17 protein-coding genes are annotated in these 20,302 nt (G+C 64.6%); 10 read left to right on the top strand and 7 right to left on the bottom strand.

Going from position 1 to position 20,302, the window contains the following annotated elements:
* The 5 genes from Q0094_RS05965 to glpD all read right to left on the bottom strand — a co-directional run.
* On the bottom strand, positions 1 to 1,421 hold a 1,421-nt coding region (locus tag Q0094_RS05965), incomplete at its 3' end, for a mannose-1-phosphate guanylyltransferase/mannose-6-phosphate isomerase (RefSeq protein WP_297616320.1).
* A 106-nt stretch (positions 1,422 to 1,527) separates the two neighbouring features.
* The gene (locus Q0094_RS05960; protein WP_297616317.1) at positions 1,528 to 3,777 is read right to left on the bottom strand and encodes a tetratricopeptide repeat protein; all 2,250 of its coding nucleotides are present in this window, start codon (positions 3,775 to 3,777) and stop codon (positions 1,528 to 1,530) included.
* Positions 3,778 to 3,840: 63 nt separating this feature from the next.
* Positions 3,841 to 4,689 (bottom strand): carbon-nitrogen hydrolase family protein, encoded by an 849-nt coding sequence (locus tag Q0094_RS05955; RefSeq protein WP_297616314.1) that lies wholly within the window; start codon positions 4,687 to 4,689, stop codon positions 3,841 to 3,843.
* Positions 4,686 to 6,173, bottom strand: a complete 1,488-nt coding sequence (gene glpK, locus Q0094_RS05950) for a glycerol kinase GlpK (RefSeq protein WP_297616311.1) — start codon at positions 6,171 to 6,173, stop codon at positions 4,686 to 4,688. Before glpK ends, Q0094_RS05955 begins: the two co-directional genes overlap by 4 nt.
* A 71-nt stretch (positions 6,174 to 6,244) precedes the next feature.
* Entirely contained in the window at positions 6,245 to 7,825 is a 1,581-nt protein-coding gene (glpD, locus tag Q0094_RS05945; RefSeq protein WP_297616308.1) for a glycerol-3-phosphate dehydrogenase, read from the bottom strand.
* Positions 7,826 to 7,923: 98 nt separating this feature from the next.
* Here glpD and Q0094_RS05940 point away from each other — a divergent pair, with 98 nt between their 5' ends.
* Positions 7,924 to 8,694 (top strand): DeoR/GlpR family DNA-binding transcription regulator, encoded by a 771-nt coding sequence (locus Q0094_RS05940; RefSeq protein WP_297616306.1) that lies wholly within the window; start codon positions 7,924 to 7,926, stop codon positions 8,692 to 8,694.
* Here the strand turns inward: Q0094_RS05940 and Q0094_RS05935 are convergent.
* Positions 8,669 to 9,367 carry an arylesterase gene (locus tag Q0094_RS05935; protein ID WP_297616304.1) on the bottom strand — a complete coding sequence of 233 codons (699 nt, stop codon included), beginning with the start codon at positions 9,365 to 9,367 and terminating at the stop codon, positions 8,669 to 8,671. The two genes, Q0094_RS05940 and Q0094_RS05935, sit on opposite strands and share 26 nt — an antisense overlap.
* Here Q0094_RS05935 and Q0094_RS05930 point away from each other — a divergent pair.
* The 9 genes from Q0094_RS05930 (at position 9,366) to Q0094_RS05890 (ending at position 19,845) form a co-directional block, all read left to right on the top strand.
* On the top strand, positions 9,366 to 10,061 hold the full coding sequence (locus Q0094_RS05930) for an ATP-binding cassette domain-containing protein (RefSeq protein ID WP_297616302.1): 696 nt from the start codon (positions 9,366 to 9,368) through the stop codon (positions 10,059 to 10,061). The two genes, Q0094_RS05935 and Q0094_RS05930, sit on opposite strands and share 2 nt — an antisense overlap.
* Complete coding sequence (locus Q0094_RS05925; RefSeq protein ID WP_297616299.1) at positions 10,058 to 12,583, top strand: FtsX-like permease family protein; 2,526 nt, start codon at positions 10,058 to 10,060, stop codon at positions 12,581 to 12,583. The genes Q0094_RS05930 and Q0094_RS05925 overlap by 4 nt, the downstream gene beginning before the upstream one ends.
* A 121-nt stretch (positions 12,584 to 12,704) precedes the next feature.
* Positions 12,705 to 13,445, top strand: coding sequence for a metallophosphoesterase (locus Q0094_RS05920; RefSeq protein WP_297616297.1), 741 nt, complete (start codon positions 12,705 to 12,707; stop codon positions 13,443 to 13,445).
* A 375-nt stretch (positions 13,446 to 13,820) separates the two neighbouring features.
* Positions 13,821 to 16,691, top strand: coding sequence for a monovalent cation/H+ antiporter subunit A (locus tag Q0094_RS05915; protein WP_297616295.1), 2,871 nt, complete (start codon positions 13,821 to 13,823; stop codon positions 16,689 to 16,691).
* 1 nt (position 16,692) lies between these two features.
* Positions 16,693 to 17,124 (top strand): Na+/H+ antiporter subunit C, encoded by a 432-nt coding sequence (locus Q0094_RS05910; protein WP_297616293.1) that lies wholly within the window; start codon positions 16,693 to 16,695, stop codon positions 17,122 to 17,124.
* A complete protein-coding gene (locus Q0094_RS05905; protein WP_297616291.1) occupies positions 17,121 to 18,680 on the top strand; it encodes a monovalent cation/H+ antiporter subunit D in 1,560 nt (519 codons plus the stop codon). Before Q0094_RS05910 ends, Q0094_RS05905 begins: the two co-directional genes overlap by 4 nt.
* Complete coding sequence (locus Q0094_RS05900; RefSeq protein WP_297616289.1) at positions 18,680 to 19,171, top strand: Na+/H+ antiporter subunit E; 492 nt, start codon at positions 18,680 to 18,682, stop codon at positions 19,169 to 19,171. Before Q0094_RS05905 ends, Q0094_RS05900 begins: the two co-directional genes overlap by 1 nt.
* Entirely contained in the window at positions 19,168 to 19,437 is a 270-nt protein-coding gene (locus tag Q0094_RS05895; protein WP_297616287.1) for a K+/H+ antiporter subunit F, read from the top strand. The genes Q0094_RS05900 and Q0094_RS05895 overlap by 4 nt, the downstream gene beginning before the upstream one ends.
* A gap of 9 nt (positions 19,438 to 19,446) precedes the next feature.
* Positions 19,447 to 19,845, top strand: a complete 399-nt coding sequence (locus Q0094_RS05890; RefSeq protein ID WP_297616285.1) for a Na+/H+ antiporter subunit G — start codon at positions 19,447 to 19,449, stop codon at positions 19,843 to 19,845.
* A 26-nt stretch (positions 19,846 to 19,871) separates the two neighbouring features.
* Here Q0094_RS05890 and Q0094_RS05885 read toward each other — a convergent pair.
* A partial coding sequence (locus Q0094_RS05885) for a hypothetical protein (RefSeq protein ID WP_297616282.1) occupies positions 19,872 to 20,302 on the bottom strand: 431 nt, incomplete at its 5' end.

Here is a 20,302-nt window from a genome sequence, read left to right as displayed (position 1 = left end):
CCATACCCATCCTCATACCTGACGATATCATCTTCCCCCAGATAGGCGCCCGTCTGCACCTCGATCAGCACCATGGGGACCTTGCCGGGGTTTTCCAGACGGTGGGTGGCGCCCAGCGGGATGTAGACGGATTCGTTTTCCGTCATCAGCCGCGATGTGCCGTCCACCGTCACCCGGGCCGTGCCTTGCACCACGATCCAGTGTTCGGCCCGGTGGTGGTGGCTTTGCAGGCTGAGCGCGGCGCCGGGGTTCACATGGATGCGCTTGACCTGAAACCGCGCCCCCAGCGCCAGGCTTTCGAACCAGCCCCAGGGGCGGTGATCCTTGGGGAAATCGGTCGCCTGTCGCGCGCCCTGCGCCTTGAGCGCGGCGACCGCCTGTCGCAGATCCTGTGCCCGGTCCATCGGCGCCACCACGACCGCGTCGGGCATGGCGACCGCGATCATGTTGTCCAGCCCCAGCCCGATCAGCACCTGCCCCTCTGCCTCGGCCCGCAAAAGCGTGTTGGTGCAGTCGATCCCGTGCGCCGGGCCGCTGGTGGCCACCCCTGCCGCGTCGGGCGCCATGGCGCGCCACACCGTTTCCCAGCCGCCCAGATCGGACCACCCCCCGTCAAAGGGCACGACCGACAGCGCGCCGGTGCGTTCCATCACGGCGTAGTCGATGGAAATCGCCTCGGCCAAGGCCCAGGGCGCTTCGGCCAGCCGCACAAAGCCCAGATCGGTCGTCGCCTCGGACAGGGCGCGGGTGATCGGGTCGATCAGGCCGGGGGCATGGGTGTGAAACGCCGCGATCAGCTGATCGGCGCGCGCCAGAAACAGCCCCGCATTCCACAAATAGCGCCCGTCTTGCAGCATCGTCTCGGCGGTGGCGCGGTCGGGTTTCTCGACAAACCGGTTGAGCGGCGTGGCACCACCATCGGGCGCGGGCCGGGCCAGTTCAAGGTAGCCATACCCCGTTTCGGGCCGGTCGGGCCGGATGCCGAAGGTGACGATGCCCCCCTTTGCGGCGGCCGCAGCCGCAAGGGCAATGGCGGTGTGAAACGCGGCGGTGTCGGCCACCACATGATCGGACGGCGCGATCAGCACCAGCGCGGCCGGATCGGTCTGTGCGATGTGCAACAGCGCCGCCAGAACCGCAGGCGCGGTGTTGCGGGGCTTGGGTTCAAGCAAGATGGCGGCGGGGTCTGCGCCGATCTCGGCCAGTTGCTGGGTGACGATAAAGCGGAAATCCGATGCGGTTATGACAACAGGGCGGCCAAAACCCGGGGCCGTCAGGCGCCGGACCGATGCCTGAAACAGGCTTTCGCCCCCGATCAGGGCGGAAAACTGTTTGGGATAGCTTTGCCGCGACAAGGGCCACAACCGCGTGCCAGACCCGCCGCAAAGCAGCACGGGTGTGATCGGCGGCGATGTGGTCATCGGTGATCCCCAGAACGGCACGGCAAGCAGCCGGTGATGCGGCTCCGGTGTGACAAGACCCCATTGAGCGAAAGATGTAAATACCGCGCAAAGGATAATGGTGTAATCACCAAATGGCGGCGGGCCGATAGGGGTGCAACCGCTGGCGCAGGGCCCTGAGCGGCACCAGCCCGAGGGCCTCGGGCGCCAGCCCCTCCGCAAGGATCACCCGCGCCATCGCACGCGTCAGCAGACCGGGGCCGGTCTTGAACCAGCGATGCTCGCGTTCGCCCTGAAGACATGCATCCAGCGCCATCTCCCATGCCGCCGCGATGACCGGGTGGCCTTTCGGACCCATGATCACATCGCTGACAAGCGCGCCGGCGCCATCGCGAAACATCACGCTGTCCGCAAGCCCATGGCACCAGCGGGCAAGCGCCCGGTTCGGCCATTGCGGCCCCAGAACGGCGATCCCGCCTTGGTCGAGCAACAGGGCCAGCATGAAAAGATCGGCCTTTTGCGCGGCGTCATCGGCCCGCGCGTAGGCGCGCGCCGCCTTGATGCCATGATGGCGGCGCAGCCATCCAGGCCGTTCGGCGGGCGTGTGGGTCTGCGGGTCAGGAAAGCCCGACGCGGCCCATGCGGCGATGATCCGGCGTTCCTCGGCCCGGTCAGCCAGTGGCGTGGGCCAGATCAGGTGGAGCCGGTCGGGGCGCGTGCCCACCGCGGGCAATAGGGCCATGCCCTGTGCCTCAAGCCACAGATCCACGACACGGCGGGCGGGCAGAAAGAAATCGGCCGCCAGCGGGGCAAGCGCGGCGCGGTCCGCACCGCTCCAATCGATCCCCATCGCGGCCAGCACGCGCGCCTCGTTCAGAAGTGTGCCAAGCTGCGTGGACCGCGGGCGACAGATCAGCGCCTCGGCCATGGGCCCGTCATGAGGGGACAGGGCCGCAAGACAGGCTTCGGCGGCCACAAGGTCGCCGGTCAGTAGATGCCGTTCAATCGCGGCAATTCGCAGTGCGGGCGATGGGTCTTGTGCGCCATTCCCGACAGGGGCGGGAAAGGGGCCGGACGCGGCGTTCTCGGGGGGCTGGGGGCCCGTATCGGCAGCACCACAGGCAATCAGGGCCTCGGCGCTCAGATCCTGCAGCGCTGCCTCGGCCGGCCACCGGCGACAGGCGCGGCCAAGATAACGCGCGGCCAGCGGACCGGTTCCGGCGGCCACAAGCACGCGGCCGATCCGTGCAGCGGCTTCCGCATCGCGCCGGGGGGTCGGATGGGCGGCAATCCAATCCATGGCGGCGCGCGGACCTTTGCGCAGCAAGGCATCCTCGATGGCAAAGGCCTGCCGATCCGCTGGGGGCCAAGGCGCATCCGCGCAAGCCGCCGCAATCTGTTGCGCCAAGCTGAACGCGCCCAGGCTGCAGGCCCGCTGCACAAGAGCAAGCGCCCCATACCATGGCAGATCGCCACTGGCGCGGATCAGGTCCAACAGTTTCGCGTGAGCATCGGCACCGGGTGGGCCGCCCGGCTGCGCCATCGCCTCAAGCGCGGCCATCAGGGCGGACAGATCGGGCGTGGCGGGTTTGACCGGGGGTGGCGCAGAGCCTGCGCCGGCATCCGATCCGGCGCTTTGCGCCAACACGGTCCGAAACGCGGCAGCAAAGGCTGTGCCTTGGGCCATGTCTTTGGCCAGATCGGCGGCGCGCGCACGGTCGCCAGCCATCAGATGGGCCTGAGCGGCGCGCAAGCGGATTTCCGGATCATCTGGATGGCAGGCCAACGCCGCCTGTGCTGCGGCGACAGCATCGGCCGTCTCGCCGCGTGTCAGATGGGCCTCGATCCGCGCCAGAAGCGCCAGCGCATCATCGGGGCTTTGGTGCAAAAGCTGGATGCAAAGCGGCAAGGCCAGACCGACGGTTTGCGCCGCGCGGTGCAGCGAAATGGCATAGCGCAGATCGTCAACACCGATCTCGGGGTTGCCGCCGCCCTGCAACAGGGCAAGGGCCGCCACGGGACCCTCGGCCTGTTCCAGCGCCTCGGCGGTCTTGCGGCGCAAGAGCCTGTCCTGGGGCAGATGGGTCAGCCCATCCTGCCCGATCGCAACGGCGGCAGGCGCGTCACCGCGCGCCAGCGCCAGATCGATGCGACCGATCCACGCCCAGAGATGGCCGGGATGGTCAGACAGGATCTTGCGAAACCCGGCCTCGGCCAGATCCGTTTCTGGGGTCTGTGCCAGTGCCCCCGCCACACCAAAGCGCAGCGATGACAGCCAGCCCTGATCACCCTTGGCCGTGTCCAGCCAGCGTGCCACATCCGCAAGGGCCCCGGCGATGTCGGCCGGACAGGCCCTGCCATCGGCATCTTGCCCCATGGCGTTACCCCTTACTTGCAGGGTCTAGTGTTGCTGACCGGGCGCGCGATGCAACCGTGATCTTCAGCGGACCAGCGCCGGATCGAACCAATCGGGCGGCCGCACAGCCCAGGCCGGCACCTGAGCGCGCGCGCGCGCCACCGCACCCAGATCCAGATCGATCAAGCTGATGGTCGGGGCGGTGTCTCCCAGATCGGCCAGAACCTCGCCCCATGGGCCCACGGCCAGCGCATGGCCATAGGTCTGGCGGCCATCGGCATGGTGGCCCGCTTGGGCGGCGGCCAGCACGAAGGCCCCCGTCTCGATCGCGCGGGCGCGCAGCAGAACCTCCCAATGGGCGCGACCCGTGGGCACGGTAAAGGCCGAGGGGATGAACATCACCACCGCACCCGCCTGTGCATAGGCGCGGTACAGATAGGCAAAGCGCAGATCGTAACAGATCGACAGGCCAAAACGCCCCCAAGGCGTATCGGCGATAGCCGCGCGGGTGCCGGGCGCGAAGCGCTTGGATTCGCCGATCGGCGCCTGCCCGTCGAGCGCGACATCAAAGAGGTGAATCTTGTCATAGCTGGCCACGATGCCGCCCGTGGCATCGATCAGCGTGGAATGGTTCAGAAACCGCCCATCCGGCCCCAGCACCGGGGTCGATCCGGTATGCAGCCAAAGCCCATGCCGGGCCGCCAGATCGCGGCAGGCGGCGATGAAGGGATCATGATCGGCGCGGACGACCTGTCGGCGCGACGTCTCGGGGTTGCGGTTCATCAGCCCCGCCACCTCGGGCAGGGCCAGAAGCTGGGCGCCACCTTGGGCGGCAAGGGCCGCAAGGGCCGCAACGGTGGCGATATTGGCCGCATGCGTGTCGGCCGAACACATCTGGGCCAACGCAACGCGCAATGTGGGGGCCTCGGTCATGGGCGGCTCAGGGTGCGGGCGACCGCGTCTTTCCAGCCCGCGTAAAGCGCCCCGCGCCGGGCGGCCTCCATGCGTGGCGAAAAGCTGCGACCCAGCGCCCATGTCGCGGCAAAACCCGCCGCGTCGGGATAGACGCCTGCCCGCATCCCCGCCAGCCACGCCGCCCCCAGCGCGGTGGTTTCCTGCACCTGCGGGCGATCGACGGGTGCGCCAAGGATGTCGGCCAGAAACTGCATCGTCCAGTCCGAGGCGCTCATCCCGCCATCGACCCTGACATTGCCACCCGGCGCGCCCTGCCAATCGGCGGCCATCGCCTCCCACAGATCGCGGGTCTGATAGCCCACGCTTTCCAGCGCAGCGCGCGCAAATTCGGCCGGCCCGGAATTGCGGGCCAGCCCAAAGATCGCGCCGCGACACTCGGGGTCCCAATAGGGCGCCCCAAGCCCGGTAAAGGCCGGCACAAGGTAAAGCTGCTGGCTTGGGTCGGCCGCCATGGCCAAGGCCTGCGTCTGGGGCGCGCTGTCGATGATCCCGAGGCCATCGCGCAGCCACTGCACCACCGCCCCGGCGATGAAGATCGAGCCTTCCAGCGCATAGGTCGGCCGGCCGTCGAATTGATAGGCGATGGTGCCAAGCAGCCGGTTTTGCGAGCGCACCAGCGTGTCGCCGGTGTTGAGCAAGGCAAAACACCCCGTGCCATAGGTCGATTTCATCATGCCAGGCTGAAAACAGGCCTGACCGATGGTGGCCGCCTGTTGATCGCCCGCCACGCCCAGGATCGGGATCGCGCCGCCAAAAAGCGCGGGATCGGTCATGCCGTAATCGGCCGCGCAATCGCGCACCTCGGGCAAGATCGCGATGGGGACATCCAGCAGCGCGCACATCTCGGCATCCCAGCAGCCCGTGCGGATATTATACAAGATCGTGCGCGAGGCATTGGTGGCATCGGTGGCATGCACCGCCCCGCCGGTCAGGTTCCAGATCAGCCAACTGTCAATGGTGCCAAAGGCCAGTTCCCCCGCCACGGCCCGCGCGCGCGCGCCGTCCACATGATCCAGCAGCCAGGCGAGCTTGGTTCCGGAAAAATAGGGATCGAGCAATAGCCCGGTCTTGTCCTGCACCATCGCCTCATGCCCTTCGGCTTTCAGGCGCGCGCAAAGCTCAGCGGTGCGCCGGTCCTGCCAGACGATGGCATTGTGCAGCGGCTGGCCCGTGGCGCGATCCCACAAGACCACGGTTTCGCGCTGGTTGGTGATGCCGATCCCCGCGATATCGCGCGCCGTCACCCCGCCCTTGGCCATCGCCGCGCGGCAGGTCGCCACCACGCTGTGCCAGATCTCTTGCGGGTCATGTTCGACCCAGCCCGAGGCGGGATAGATCTGGCCGAATTCCTGTTGCGCGCTGGCCATGGGGCGCATGCCCGCATCAAACAGGATCGCGCGGGTCGATGTGGTGCCCTGATCGATGGCCAGAATATGCGTCATCGGCGCGTTGCCCCCCATGTCCTGTGCGTCACATTAACCGCTGACGCGCCACCTTCAAGTGACCCGGCAAGTCACCCGGCCGCCATAAAGGCGTCGATGGCCGCGACCTGTTCGGCTGTCAGCCGCAATCCCAGCTTGCTGCGCCGCCAGACGACATCCTGAGCGGTCCGGGCATATTCATGGGTCATCAGCCAGCGCAGTTCCGCCTCGGTCAGGGTCGCCCCGAAATCGCGCCCCAGATCGGCGGCGGTCTGTGCGCCGGTCAGGATCAGCGCCGCCTCGGTGCCATAGGCGCGCACCAGACGGCTGGCCCAGGCCCGGCTCAGAAAGGGATGCGCCGTGCAAAGATCGTCGATCAGCCGATCCACCCCATCGACCGGGAAATCCCCGCCCGGCAGGGGCACACCCGCCGTCCAATGCGCGCGCGCGCCGGGGAAATGGGGCTTGAGCCTGTCCCACGCATCCTCGGCCAGCTTGCGATAGGTGGTGATCTTGCCGCCGAAGATGTTGAGCAGCACCGGACCGTTGTCATCGAGCGACAGCACATAGTCGCGCGTCGCCGCCGTGGCGGATGTGGCCCCGTCATCGTAAAGCGGCCGCACGCCGGAATAGGTCCAGACCACATCATCGGCGGTCAGCGGCGTTCGCAGATAGTGGTTGGCAAAATCGATCAGATAATCGCGTTCCGCATCCGTGCAATGCGCCGTGCGGGGATCGCCCGGATGGTCGGCATCGGTGGTGCCGATCAGGGTGAAATCGGTCTCATAGGGAATGGCAAAGATGATGCGCCCATCGGCGCCTTGAAAGAAATAGCTTTTCGCGTGCCCCGCCACGCGCGGCACGACGATGTGCGACCCGCGCACCAGCCGAACGGTTTCGCGGCTGTTCTGGCGGATCACGCCTTGCACCACATCGGCGACCCAGGGGCCGGCGGCATTGACCAGCGCGCGCGCCGTCACCTGTTGGCTGGCACCATCATGGTCGAGCGTGATCTGCCAATGATCGCCCCTGCGACTGGCCGCCACGACCCTCGTGCGCGTCAGGATGCGCGCGCCCCGCGCCTCGGCATCGCGGGCGTTCAGCACGACCAGACGGGCATCTTCGACCCAGCAATCGGAATATTCATAGGCCTTGACGAATTTGGGCTTCAGCGCCGCACCTTCGGGTGTGCCGGGCAGGTACAGGGTGGTTGTGCCCGGCAAGATCTTGCGCCCGCCCAGATGGTCATAGAGGAACAGGCCCAGCCGGATCAGCCAATCGGGCCTGCGCCCGCGCAGCCATGGCATGACCGCACCCAAAAGCCGTGACGTCGGCGTTGCGGTGTCAAAGCGCATGTCAGGCGACAGTGGCAGCACGAAACGCATGGGCCAGCTGATATGCGGCATGGCGGCCAGCAGGGTTTCGCGTTCGGCCAACGCATGGCGGACCAGCCCGAATTCGAAAAACTCCAGATAGCGCAAGCCGCCGTGAAACAGCTTGGTTGACGCCGAGGATGTCGCGCCCCCCAGATCGCCCATTTCGGCCAGACAGACCGACAGCCCGCGCCCAGCCGCGTCGCGCGCGATGCCGCAGCCGTTGATGCCGCCGCCGATGATGAACAGATCATAGCGCGCGCCCATGCCGGTTCCCCCTTGCGGTGCCTTCAGCGCCATCGCTCTTTCATGTCATGTTCGTTTTGTCAATTTTTGTGTTCGTTTGTTTTCGAATTCATCCTATCCTTTTCTGGCAAAGACATTGCTATAGAAGACTCATGAGCCTCAGCCCGCGCCAGTCCGACATCCTCGATCTTGCCCGACAGACGGGCCGGGTCAGTGTCGATGATCTGGCCACGGGCTTTGGCGTTACCGTGCAGACGATCCGCCGCGATCTGGGCGATCTGTGCGATGCGGGGCTGTTGGCGCGCACCCATGGGGGGGCGATGTTGCCCTCGGGGGTGACCAATATCGCCTATGCCGAACGCCGCCGCCTGTCGGCCGCCGCGAAAGAGGCGATCGGGCGCGCCGCTGCCGCGCTGATTGCGCCGGGCGCGTCGCTGTTTCTCAATATCGGCACCACGACCGAAGCCGTGGCCCGCGCGCTGATCGACACGCCGAACCTGATGGTGGTGACCAACAATCTGAACGTGGCCCAGATCATGGGCGCCCACCCATCGGCCGAGGTGATCGTGACCGGGGGCCGGCTGCGGCGGGCCGATGGCGGGCTGACCGGCGACATGGCGGTGGAAACGATCCGCCAGTTCAAGGTCGATGTGGCCGTGATCGGCGGCTCGGCCCTGGATCAGGAGGGCGATATCCTCGATTTCGACCCCGACGAAGTGCGCGTGTCGCGCGCGATCGTGTCACAAGCGCGTGCGGCGATGCTGGTGGCCGATGCCGGCAAGCTGGCCCGCGCCGCGCCCGTGCGGATCGCCAACCTGCGCGATCTGGATCGCTGGGTCACCGACACCCCGCCACCTGTCGCCTTGCAGCGGCTTTGCGCGGATGCGGGCACCGCCATCACGATTGCGGCACCGCCGCGATAAGCTGTTCCACCACGGGGCCCAGCGCCCCGACGATGCGGGCGACCCCGGCGGCGTTGGGATGGATGCCATCGGCCTGCATGTAGCTGGCGAGCGCCGCGCGCGGATCGACCAGAGCGGCATCGGTCAGCGGGCCCAGAAAGCTTTTGGCATGAAGCGCGCCATACTGCGTGGCCAGTTCCGGGTACATGGCATCAAAGGCTGCCTTGAACTCGGGGCCGTAGTTGCCCGGTGCCTCCATCCCCACCAGCAACACCGGCACCCCGGCTGTCGCTGCGGCTTGCAAGATGCCGTCCAGATTGGCGCGGCTGGCCTCGGGCGGCAGACCCCGCAACAGGTCATTGCCCCCCAAGGCCACGATCAGCGCATCGACATCGGCGGTCAGCGTCCAGCCGATCCGGGCCAACCCGCCCGCCGTGGTGTCGCCCGACACACCGGCATTGATCAGACTGACCCGATGGCCGCGCGCGGTCAGCCAGTCTTGCAATTGCGGCACAAAGCCTTGTTCAGGCACCAGCCCATAGCCTTGGGTCAGGCTGTCGCCCAAGGCCGCGATCGTCACCTGATCGTTTGCGGCGGCGGGGCCGGACAACGCCAGAACAAGGGCCAGCGTCTTGCCCGCGCAGCGCAAGGCCCCATATGCCTTGAACCAATGTAAACCGAGGCGTTCCGTCATGGCCGATCCCGTCTTGTCGCTTGTCGATGCCCGGCTGTCGCTCGATGGCAATGCGGGGCGTGTCGATATCTTGCACGCGATCACGCTCGATATCCATGCCGGTGAAACCGTGGGGCTGACGGGGCCATCGGGGTCGGGCAAATCCTCGGTCCTCATGCTGATGGGCGGGCTGGAACGCGCCACGGGCGGTGATGTGATTGCCTTGGGCCAAGACCTGACCGCGATGAACGAAGACCAGCTTGCCCGCTTTCGCCGGGACAATATGGGGGTGGTGTTCCAATCCTTCCACCTGATCCCGACGATGACCGCGCTGGAAAATGTGGCAACGCCCCTGGAACTGGCCGGGCACCGCGATGCCTTTGACCGCGCCGAGGCGGAACTGGCGGCGGTGGGGCTGGCCCATCGGGCGCATCATTACCCCAGCCAGATGTCGGGCGGCGAACAGCAGCGCGTGGCGCTGGCCCGTGCCGCCGCCCCGCGCCCGCGCATCTTGCTGGCCGATGAGCCGACCGGCAATCTGGACGGCGCCAACGGGCAGGCGATCATCGAGATGCTGTTTGGCCTGCGCGACCGGTATGGATCAACGCTGGTGCTGGTGACCCATGCGCCCGAGCTTGCCGCGCGCTGCGATCGCGAGATCCGCTTGCGGGATGGGCGGATCGAGGGCGCAGCCCTCAGGGACGCGGCCGAATGAGCATCGCGTGGCGCATCGCACGGCGCGAATTGCGCGGCGGGCTGAAAGGTTTTCGGATTTTTCTGGCCTGTCTGGCGCTGGGCGTGGCCGCGATTGCCGCCATCGGATCGGTGCGCGCGGCCATCGAGGCGGGGCTTGCGCGCGAAGGGGCCAGCATTCTGGGCGGCGATGCCGAGATGAGCTTTACCTATCGCTTCGCCGATGATGCCGAACGCGCCTTCATGGACCAGATCGCGCTTCGCGTTTCCGAAACGGTGGATTTCCGCTCGATGGTCGTGATCGACCGCGCGGGCGGCGTGGAACGCGGCCTGACACAGGTGCGCGGCGTCGATGGCGCCTATCCGCTTTATGGCACGGTGGTGCTTGATCCGCCGCTGGCACTGGCCGAGGCGCTGGCCACGACCGAACATCCCGGCGCGGTGATGGACCGGCTGTTGATCGACCGGATGGCGCTGACCATCGGCGATGTGTTTCGACTTGGCACGCAGGAATTCGAATTGCGCGCGGCGCTGGTGGATGAACCCGATGGCGCATCGGGCGGGTTCGGGCTTGGGCCGCGCACCATCGTGACGCTGCAAGGGCTGGAGGGGTCGGGTCTTTTGTCGCCCGGCACGCTTTATGACAGCCAATATCGGCTGGCCCTGCCACAAGGGGCCGATCTGGCCGCGCTCTCGGTCGCGGCGCGCGCGCGTTTTGAGGATACGGGGCTGCGCTGGCGCGACAGCCGCAACGGCGCGCCGGGGGTGCAGGTCTTTGTCGACCGGATCGGCGCCTTTCTGGTGCTGGTGGGGCTGGCCGGGCTGGCCGTGGGCGGGGTCGGCGTGTCGGCCGCCGTGCGTGCCTATCTGGAGGGCAAGGTCGAAACAATCGCCACCCTCAAGACACTGGGGGCCGAGGGGCACACGATTTTTGCCGCCTATTTCATGCAGGTGGGGCTGTTGACGCTGTTGGGGCTGGGCCTTGGGCTGGTTCTGGGCGCGGCGCTGCCGCTGATCTTTGCACCGCTGATTGCGGCGCAATTGCCCATTCCCATCGCCTTTGCCCTTTATCCCGCACCCTTGGCCGAGGCCGCCCTTTACGGCGCTCTGACGGCGTTGATCTTTACGCTTTGGCCACTGGCCCGCACCGAACACCTGCGCGCGGCGGCGCTTTACCGGGATGCGGCGGGGGGCGTGCAGGCCTGGCCGCGGCCGATCTGGCTGATGGCCATCGTCGCACTTGCGGCCTTGTTGATCGGTCTGGCCACCTGGCTGTCGGGGATCGAGCGTCTGGCGCTGGGCACCGCCGGGGGCATCATGGGCGCACTTTTGTTGCTGGCGCTGGCCGCGCGCGGCATCCGGGCCTTGTCACGGCGGCTGGCGCGGGCGCGGATCTTGCGCGGGCACACGGCGCTGCGCACGGCGCTGGGGTCGGTCGGCGGCCCCGGATCCGAGGCGATGAGCGTTGTCTTGTCTTTGGGCCTTGGGCTGGCGGTTCTGGCGGCGGTGGGTCAGATCGACACCAACCTGCGCGCCGCCATCCAGCGCGATCTGCCGACGGTCGCCCCCTCGTATTTCTTTGTCGACATCCAGCCCGACCAGCTTCAGCCCTTTCTTGACCGCGTGACGGGCGACCCTGCCGTCAGCCGGGTCGACACCGCGCCAATGCTGCGCGGGATCATCACCCGCATCAACGGCCAGCGCGCGCAAGACGTGGCGGGTGATCACTGGGTGATCCAGGGCGACCGGGGCGTGACCTATGCCACCTCGGCCCCCCCGCCCGAGGAAATCGTCGCAGGCACATGGTGGCCCGACGACTATTCCGGCCCGCCGCTGGCGGCCTTTGCGGCCGAAGAAGCGGCCGAAATCGGGCTGAGCATCGGCGACAGGCTGACGGTCAACATCCTTGGCCGCGACATCGAGGCCGAGATCGCCGCGCTGCGCGAGGTGCGCTTCGAAAATGCCGGGATCGGCTTTGTGCTGACGCTGTCGCAGAACGCGCTGGCGGGCGCACCGCACACCCATATCGCCACCGTCTATGCCGAAGAAGCGGCCGAAGCCGCGATCTTGCGTGATGTGGCGGGCGCTGCGCCCAACATCACCGCGATCCGGGTGCGCGATGCGCTTGATCAGGTGGCCAGCGCGCTGCGCAGCCTGGCCGCCGCCACATCCTATGGTGCGGCGGCCACGCTCGTCACCGGATTTATCGTGTTGATCGGTGCCGCAGCCGCCGGTGAGCGTGGCCGCGTGTTCGAGGCGGCCGTGATGAAGACGCTTGGCGCATCGCGCGGGGTCATTCTGGCCAGTTTTGCCTTGCGCGCGGCGCTGCTTGGGGCTGCGGCGGGGGTCGTGGCGATCCTGGCGGGGGGGCTGGGCGGCTGGGCGGTGATGACCTTTGTGATGGACACCACCTATCGGTTCGAACCCGTGTCAGCCATCGCCATCATTCTGGGCGGCGCGCTGGCCACGCTCTTGTCGGGATTGGGCTTTGCGCTGCGCCCATTGGCTGCACGCCCGGCAAGGGTGTTGCGCGCCCGCGACTGAGCGGTCGCAATCTGGTGTCTTTGCGCTTGCCAAGCGGGCGCCCAAGGGCCACCTGACACCCATCATGATGCGCCACCTCCGCTCTCTTCTGATTGGCCAAACTGGCCGTGTGACCCCGGCCATGGCCGGGCCCGATCTGCCGCGCCCGGATTTGCCATGCTATATCGTGGGCGACATCCATGGGCGCGCCGATCTGCTGGAAACGATGCTGGATCTGATCGATGCCCATATCGGCGGCACAGGCGCGGTGGACCCGCAACTGGTCTTTGTGGGCGATTACATCGATCACGGCCCCGACAGCGCGGCCGTGGCGGCACGGCTACGGGCATTGACTCTCGAATTTCCCGGCAATGTCACCTGTCTGATGGGCAATCACGAACGCATGCTGCTCGATTTTATGCTTGATCCAACCGCACGCGGTCCGCGTTGGCTGCGCCAGGGCGGGGCGGCAACACTGGCCAGCTATGGGCTTGACCCCGTTGGGCTGGACCAAGGCGCCACCGCGCCCGCATGGGCGGATGCCGCCGCCCGTCTGGCCGAAGCGGTGGGCGAGGCAACGCATGGCTGGATCGCAGACCGGCCTTTGGTCTGGCACTCGGGCAATCTGTGGGCGGTGCATGCGGGGGCCGATCCGCTGCGTCCGATGACGGACCAAAGCACGCGGGTGCTGCTGTGGGGGCACCCGGAATTCGACACCACCCCACGCCGCGACGACGCATGGGTGGCCCATGGCCATGTGGAGCAAAGCGCGCCAAGCCTGTCGGATGGCCGGATCGGCCTTGATACCGGCGCATGGTCGACAGGCCGGTTGACCGCCGTGGCCATTCGCCCCGATGGCAGCCACGCCTTTTTGCAAACCTGAATCGACAGATTTCTGCAACGTCAACCTATACTTGGCTCCGAAAACGCTTGAACTGGTGGCCGTGTCAGGTGATCGTGTCGGCCAAGCAAGTGCCGCGCCAAACGCGCAGGCCACAACAGGGCGCCTTGGCGCTTCAAGCACGGGGAGGCGGTGCAGGTGACGACGACAAGGGCTGAGCCTTGCAAGAAGCGACCGCCGCGACTGTTTCAGAGGGTCATGGGCGCAGCGCCGGATTGTAAAATGGCGTCTTCTTCCCCGGCTTGAACTTTCGCGACCAGCATCCCACTTCGCCCTGCGTTACCCGGAATGGCCAAGCGTTACATCATGGGCGCGCATCCTTGATTTTGCACTGTACTCGACCCAGCGGAGCCGCGCATGTTTTCTGAAAACAGCCTGTTAGCGATCATCGCGATCTTGCCGTTTCTGGGCGCGCTGGTGCCCGGAATAATGATTCGCGCAGGGCGCAATGCCTGCGCCAGCTTCACTGCGATTCCCACAGTGCTTGCCTTGGTGCTGTTGGGGGCGCTCGCTCCGGGCGTGATGGATGGTACCGTCTACCGCTACGAGATCGAATGGTTGCCGCAGTTGGGCTTGTCGGCGGCCTTCTTCCTCGACGGGCTGGGGCTGCTTTTTGCGTGCATGATCCTTGGTGTGGGGCTGCTGATCACGCTCTACGCGCGCTATTATTTGTCAAGCAAAGACCCGATGGGGCAATTCTATACCTATCTGCTGCTATTCCAAGGCGCGATGCTGGGCATCGTTCTTTCCGATAATATATTGCTTTTGTTGATCTTTTGGGAACTTACTTCGCTTTCTTCCTTTCTGTTGATCGGATACTGGAAGCACCTTCCCGAAGGTCGTCAAGGCGCACGCATGGCATTGACGGTGACAGGTGCTGGCGGTCTGGCGATGATCGGTGGCATGCTGATCCTGGGCCAGATCGTCGGCAGCTATCACCTGACGGATATTCTTGCAGCAGGCGATCAGATCAGGGCGAGTGAGTGGTATGCACCGGCATTGATCCTGATCTTGCTTGGGGCTTTCACAAAATCGGCGCAGTTCCCGTTCCACTTCTGGTTGCCGCATGCCATGGCCGCCCCCACGCCAGTGTCGGCCTATCTGCATTCGGCGACGATGGTGAAGGCAGGCGTGTTCTTGCTGGCACGCATGTGGCCCGCCTTGGCGGGCACCGATCTGTGGTTCTACACCGTGGCAAGCGTGGGCTTGGTCACCATGGTGCTGGGCGCGGTGATCGCGCTTTTCAAGGACGATCTCAAGGCACTCCTGGCCTTTTCGACGGTCTCGCATCTGGGATTGCTGACCATGCTTCTTGGGTTTGGCACCAAGGAGGCGGCGATCGCTGCGGTTTTCCATATTATCAACCACCTGACCTTCAAGGCCGCGCTCTTCATGACGGCAGGCATCATTGACCACGAAACCGGCACGCGCGACATCAAACGTCTGGGCGGTTTGGCCAGGCTGATGCCCATCACAGCGGTGATCGGGACGGTTGCGGCGCTGTCCATGGCGGGGTTCCCGCTGTTCAACGGCTTTTTGTCCAAAGAGGCCATGCTGCATGAGGCGGCCCACACCACATGGTACCAGAACTCATGGATCGTCGGGACACTTGCAACTTTGGGCGCGCTGTTCTCGGTCGCCTATAGCTTGCGGTTCATCTTTCATGTTTTCGCCGGCCCCCCGCGCGACGACTATCCTGCCAAGCCACATGATCCCGGTTTTGGCATGTGGGCCGCGCCTGCCTTTTTGTGCATTTTCGTGATCGCCATCGGGGTTGCACCCTTTTTGGCAACCCCGGTCGTCAAAATGGCGGCCGAGGCCGTGACCGGGCAAGATCTGACATTTTACCTCAAGATCTGGCACGGGGTGAACACCGCGTTCCTGATGTCGGTGGCGGCAATTCTGGGCGGGGCGATCTTGCTTGTCATGCACAGGCATCTTGATCGGATCTGGGTCGCCGCGCCACGCCCCGAGGCCAAGGCGATCTTTGACCGATTGATTGCCGCAAGCGTAGGCAGCATGCGCGGACTGACCGCAACACTGCATCATGGCGCAATCAGCCGCTATCTTGCGATCGTTGTCGCGGTGACTGTTGCGCTGGGTGCCATTGCCTTCACGGGTGGCACCATGGGCCCCGTGACACGCGACCTGACCCCGGTACCGCCGGTGGTGTTCGTGGGGTGGGTGCTCTTGATGGCGGCGGTGGCCATGGTCGTGATCCACCACCGGGTGCGGTTTCGTGCGCTGGTGGTGATCGGCGTGATCGGCCTGATGATTTCATCTGGTTTCGTGTATCTCTCGGCGCCCGATCTTGCGCTGACACAGATCACGGTCGAGACCGTGACCATCTTGTTGTTGCTGCTTGCGCTGCATTTTCTACCCAAGCAAACCCCGATCGAAAGCGGGGCGGGTCGCCGCACAAGCGATGCCGCCCTTGCCATCGCCACCGGTGTGGCAGTTGCGGCGCTGGCCTATAGCTTCATGCTGCGGGATTTTTCGACGATTTCGGATTTCCACCTCGCCAACTCCAAGTCGGGGGGCGGTGGCACCAATGTGGTCAATGTGATCCTGGTGGATTTCCGTGGCTATGACACCTATGGCGAGATCATCGTGCTGGGGATTGCGGGCCTGTGCATCTACGCGCTGATGGAGGCGTTGTTGAACGGCCCTGCGGGACGAAAGCTGCGCAATGCCGATTTTGGCGCGGACCGGTCGCGTGATCGCCATCCGCTGATGATGGTGGTGGCAACCCGGGTGATGTTGCCCATCGCATTGATGGTGGCTGTCTACATCTTCTTGCGCGGCCACAATCAACCGGGCGGCGGTTTCGTGGCCGGGTTGATCTTTTCGATCGCGCTGTTGATGCAATACATGGCCAGCGGATTTGCATGGACCACACGGCGCAAAAGGTTCGAATATCATGCTCTCATCGGCTTTGGCGTATTGATCGCCGGCCTGACGGGGGTGGGCTCATGGCTGGCTGGTCGGCCCTTCTTGACCTCGAACTTCGGCTATTTCGAATTTCCGCCGATCGAGGAGTTCGAATTGGCCACCGCCTTGTTGTTCGACCTTGGGGTTTTCCTTTGCGTCTTGGGCGCGGTGATGCTGATGCTCTACAGCCTGTCGCGTCTGGCCCGCCACGCCGGTGAAACCGTCAATCAAGAGCCGATGGAATACGACCCAAGCCTGGCTGTGCGCGCACCGTCATCGACGGGAAAGGGGGCCTGAGATGGAGCTACTTGTTGCCAGCGCCGTTGGCGCCCTGACCGCTGGGGGGGTCTATCTGATCTTGCGGTTGCGGGCTTTTGCCGTGATCCTTGGCTTGGCCTTGCTGTCTTATGCCGTCAACGTCTTTTTGTTCTCGACGGGGCGGTTGGCCGTGAACAAGCCACCGGTTCTGGACGGCTACACGGTCACAGACTTTGCCGCCTATACCGATCCTCTGCCACAGGCGCTGGTGCTGACGGCAATCGTGATCAGCTTTGGCATGACTGCCGTGCTGGTGATGTTCGCCCTTGGTGCCTACCTCGAGGTCGGCGATGACAAGATCGACATGCAAGCCCCCGACCAGCCAGACCAAGGCGCAACAGCACGGGATGCGCGCGACCCCGAGCATGAGCAGATCAAATTCCGCTTTGAACCAAAGGAGCGGGACGTATGAACCACTGGATCATCGCCCCTGTCATTTTGCCGGCGCTGCTGGCGCCCCTGATCGCCTTTGTGATGCGTCACGACATTGTCGTGGCGCGCGCAGCGTCGGCGATCGGCACATTGGCCTTGCTGGCCATTTCAATCGGCCTGACGGTGCTTGCAGCCAAGGGCGAGACGCATGTCTACTACCTTGGAAATTGGCCCGCGCCTTTTGGTATCGTCTTGGTGCTGGACCGGCTGTCGGCGCTGATGGTGTTGCTGACAGCCATTCTTGCGGTGATCGTGTTGCTGCATGCCATGATCACCGAATGGGACAATCGCGGGCGGCATTTTCATGCATTGTTCCAATTCCAATTGATGGGCATCTGCGGTGCTTTCCTGACGGGGGACGCGTTCAACCTGTTCGTGTTCTTCGAGGTGCTGTTGATCGCTTCCTACGGGCTGATGGTCCATTCGGGAGGCAAGACACGCCTGCAGGCTGGGCTGCAATATGTGGTGATGAACCTTGTCGGATCGACGCTGTTCTTGTTTGCGCTGGGCACGCTTTACGCGGCAACAGGGACGCTGAACATCGCCGATCTGGTGGTCAAGGTGCAAGAAAGCAGCGCCGATGACAGCGGCTTGATCCGGGTCGCTGCAATGCTGTTGTTGATCGTTTTCGGGATAAAGGCAGCGCTGGTTCCGCTGCATTTCTGGCTGCCTGCGACCTATGCAAATGCACCCGCGCCAGTGGCGGCACTCTTTGCGATCATGACCAAGGTTGGCGCCTATGCGATCATCCGCATCCACGGCATGGCCTTTGGTCCGGACAACCCGGCCACCGACACGCTGATTGGCGATTGGTTGTTTCCGCTTGCGCTCCTGACCATCGCCTTGGGCGCAGTCGGTGTGCTGGGGGCGCGCCGGGTGGGACCGCTTCTGTCCTATGCCGTCGTGGGGTCGATGGGGACGCTCTTGTTGGCGGTTTCCGTTTTTGACCCCTATGCCACGACCACGGCGCTCTACTACTTGATCCATTCGACCTTTTCGGCCGCGGCACTGTTCTTGCTGGCCGATCTGATCGTCGCCCGGCGCGGCAACGACTGGCTTGGCCTACAACCCGCCACCATGCACAACGGGCTTTTTGCAGCCCTGTTTTTCGTCGCCGCCATCGGGATGGTGGGCATGCCGCCGCTTTCCGGCTTTCTTGGCAAGCTGATGATCCTTGACGCGCTCAGCGCACCTGAGGTGATTGGCTGGGCGTGGACGGCGATCCTGGTTGCGTCGTTGCTGAGCATCCTGGGCTTTGCCCGGGCCGGCAGCATCTTGTTCTGGAAATCGACCTCTGCAAGCATGAACACGGCGGATGTATCCAATACCGCGGCCGCTCAGGACCATCGATCGGCGCCAATTCCCGCGGTCGGGTTTGACGTGGCGCCCGCCATGCTGGCAGTGGCATTGCTTGTGGCGCTGGCGGCCACGGCGGGTCCGGTGACAAGCTACCTCGAAGCCACATCAGCCCAGATCTACGAAAGCTCGGGCTATGTCGATGCTGTGCTGAATGGCGCATCAGAGGAGGCCCGGTGATGCTGCGCAGGCTTATCCCCCATCCTCTGCTCTCGCTGGCCCTGACATTGATCTGGCTGGCCCTGGTCAACAAGATCACGCTTGGCAACGTCATTCTGGGCGGGGTCCTGGGGCTGTTGATCCCGTTTCTGACAGCGCCCTACTGGCCCGGGAAACCCCGCATAAGGCACCCTCTCAAGATCGTTGAATATATCCTCGTGGTGCTCTGGGATATCGTCGTTGCCAATGTGCAGATCGCGCTGATCATCCTGTTCAAACCGAACCGCGACCTAAAATCGGTCTGGATCACCATACCGCTGGACCTGCACGCGCCCGAGGCCATTACGGTACTTGCAGGCACCATCACAATGACACCGGGCACGGTCTCGGCCATGCTGTCCTCTTGCGGCACATCGATCCTCGTGCATGCCTTGCACTGTGAAGATCCGACCGCCGTGCGCGACGACATCAAGTCCCGCTACGAAAGACGGTTATTGGAGATTTTCCCATGATCACCTACGCGCTGATATTTGCCATGGGCTGTTTTGGCCTGGGTCTGTTGATGAACCTGTGGTTGATCATCCATGGGCCGGGGCGGGCCGACCGGGTGTTGGCCCTCGACACCATGGTGATCAACATGATCGCGCTCTTGATCCTTTATGGCACCCTCGAAGGCACCGGGGTCTACTACGAGGCCGCCATGCTGATCGCCATGGTCGGCTTTGTCTCGACCGTTGCGTATTGCCGCTTCGTCTTGCGCGGCGACATCATAGAATAAGGGGCCATCATGCTTTCAGACATCCTGATTTCTGTCTTTCTCGTGATCGGCGGCTTATTCGGCCTGGTGGGCAGCTTCGGTCTGCTCAAGCTCAAGGACACGATGCAACGCCTGCATGCTCCGACCAAGGCGACAACACTGGGTGTGGGCGGGGTGCTTGTGGCATCCATGCTCTATTTCCTTCTGGTCAAGGGCATGTTCTCGTTTCACGAGTTGATGATCACCCTGTTCCTGTTTTTGACAGCACCAATCACAGCGCATTTCCTGGCGCAGACCCATATCAGCATGCGCCTGGACCGGTCCGATCTTCCCAAGAGCGAACGCAGCCATGACTGGTCGCTTTACGAAGATCCACCCGCTACAGACAAGCCAACCCCACCCCCCGCGCGTGCGGGCGAACCGCACTAGAGCGCGTCGCGTTTGATCCAACCTCTTTATTCATCGGGTCTGGCGAAGCAGCGGTTGCAAAGCATGCCGCGTTCGCCTGATCTGGTGGATACGATCGGGCACGACGCACTCTGACGGTCTGTTGTTGCCATCGCTTTGTCCATGTAGCGGCGCTGCGCCCGATCAGCGCGCACTGTCTTGACGCGGGCTCGCCCGCGCGATTGCGCATGACCTTGCGGCAGCAATCGCAGCATGAGCCTGTATCGCAGGAATGCGGACAACCCGTCATCGACAGCGATGAAAAGCGACCGGGTGCGCCGCATCGGTTGACGGCAGGGGCCGATGCGGCGCACACGAGCTGAAGATGCATTCGCTCCGTGAACACTGGAAGGGACAACCACCAGCTCGAACGCATCTTCGGAAACGGTTCGCGCGTGCCCACGTTCCATTTCACCAATTTCTTGGTGATCAACAATTA

The sequence above is a fragment of the uncultured Roseicyclus sp. genome (assembly GCF_937892565.1).
In the GTDB taxonomy this organism is placed as follows: Bacteria; Pseudomonadota; Alphaproteobacteria; order Rhodobacterales; family Rhodobacteraceae; genus Roseicyclus.
This window is presented reverse-complemented; position numbering and strand designations above follow the sequence as displayed.

Coding starts and splice junctions, on each gene's coding strand:
- glpK (WP_297616311.1), bottom strand. CDS start 6,173: ATGACGCATATTCTGGCCATCGATCAGGGCACCACATCGACCCGCGCG.
- Q0094_RS05895 (WP_297616287.1), top strand. CDS start 19,168: ATGATCACCTACGCGCTGATATTTGCCATGGGCTGTTTTGGCCTGGGT.
- Q0094_RS05930 (WP_297616302.1), top strand. CDS start 9,366: ATGGCCGATCCCGTCTTGTCGCTTGTCGATGCCCGGCTGTCGCTCGAT.
- Q0094_RS05900 (WP_297616289.1), top strand. CDS start 18,680: ATGCTGCGCAGGCTTATCCCCCATCCTCTGCTCTCGCTGGCCCTGACA.
- Q0094_RS05925 (WP_297616299.1), top strand. CDS start 10,058: ATGAGCATCGCGTGGCGCATCGCACGGCGCGAATTGCGCGGCGGGCTG.
- Q0094_RS05940 (WP_297616306.1), top strand. CDS start 7,924: ATGAGCCTCAGCCCGCGCCAGTCCGACATCCTCGATCTTGCCCGACAG.
- Q0094_RS05935 (WP_297616304.1), bottom strand. CDS start 9,367: ATGACGGAACGCCTCGGTTTACATTGGTTCAAGGCATATGGGGCCTTG.
- glpD (WP_297616308.1), bottom strand. CDS start 7,825: ATGGCGCTGAAGGCACCGCAAGGGGGAACCGGCATGGGCGCGCGCTAT.
- Q0094_RS05890 (WP_297616285.1), top strand. CDS start 19,447: ATGCTTTCAGACATCCTGATTTCTGTCTTTCTCGTGATCGGCGGCTTA.
- Q0094_RS05920 (WP_297616297.1), top strand. CDS start 12,705: ATGGCCGGGCCCGATCTGCCGCGCCCGGATTTGCCATGCTATATCGTG.
- Q0094_RS05960 (WP_297616317.1), bottom strand. CDS start 3,777: ATGGGGCAAGATGCCGATGGCAGGGCCTGTCCGGCCGACATCGCCGGG.
- Q0094_RS05910 (WP_297616293.1), top strand. CDS start 16,693: ATGGAGCTACTTGTTGCCAGCGCCGTTGGCGCCCTGACCGCTGGGGGG.
- Q0094_RS05955 (WP_297616314.1), bottom strand. CDS start 4,689: ATGACCGAGGCCCCCACATTGCGCGTTGCGTTGGCCCAGATGTGTTCG.
- Q0094_RS05915 (WP_297616295.1), top strand. CDS start 13,821: ATGTTTTCTGAAAACAGCCTGTTAGCGATCATCGCGATCTTGCCGTTT.
- Q0094_RS05905 (WP_297616291.1), top strand. CDS start 17,121: ATGAACCACTGGATCATCGCCCCTGTCATTTTGCCGGCGCTGCTGGCG.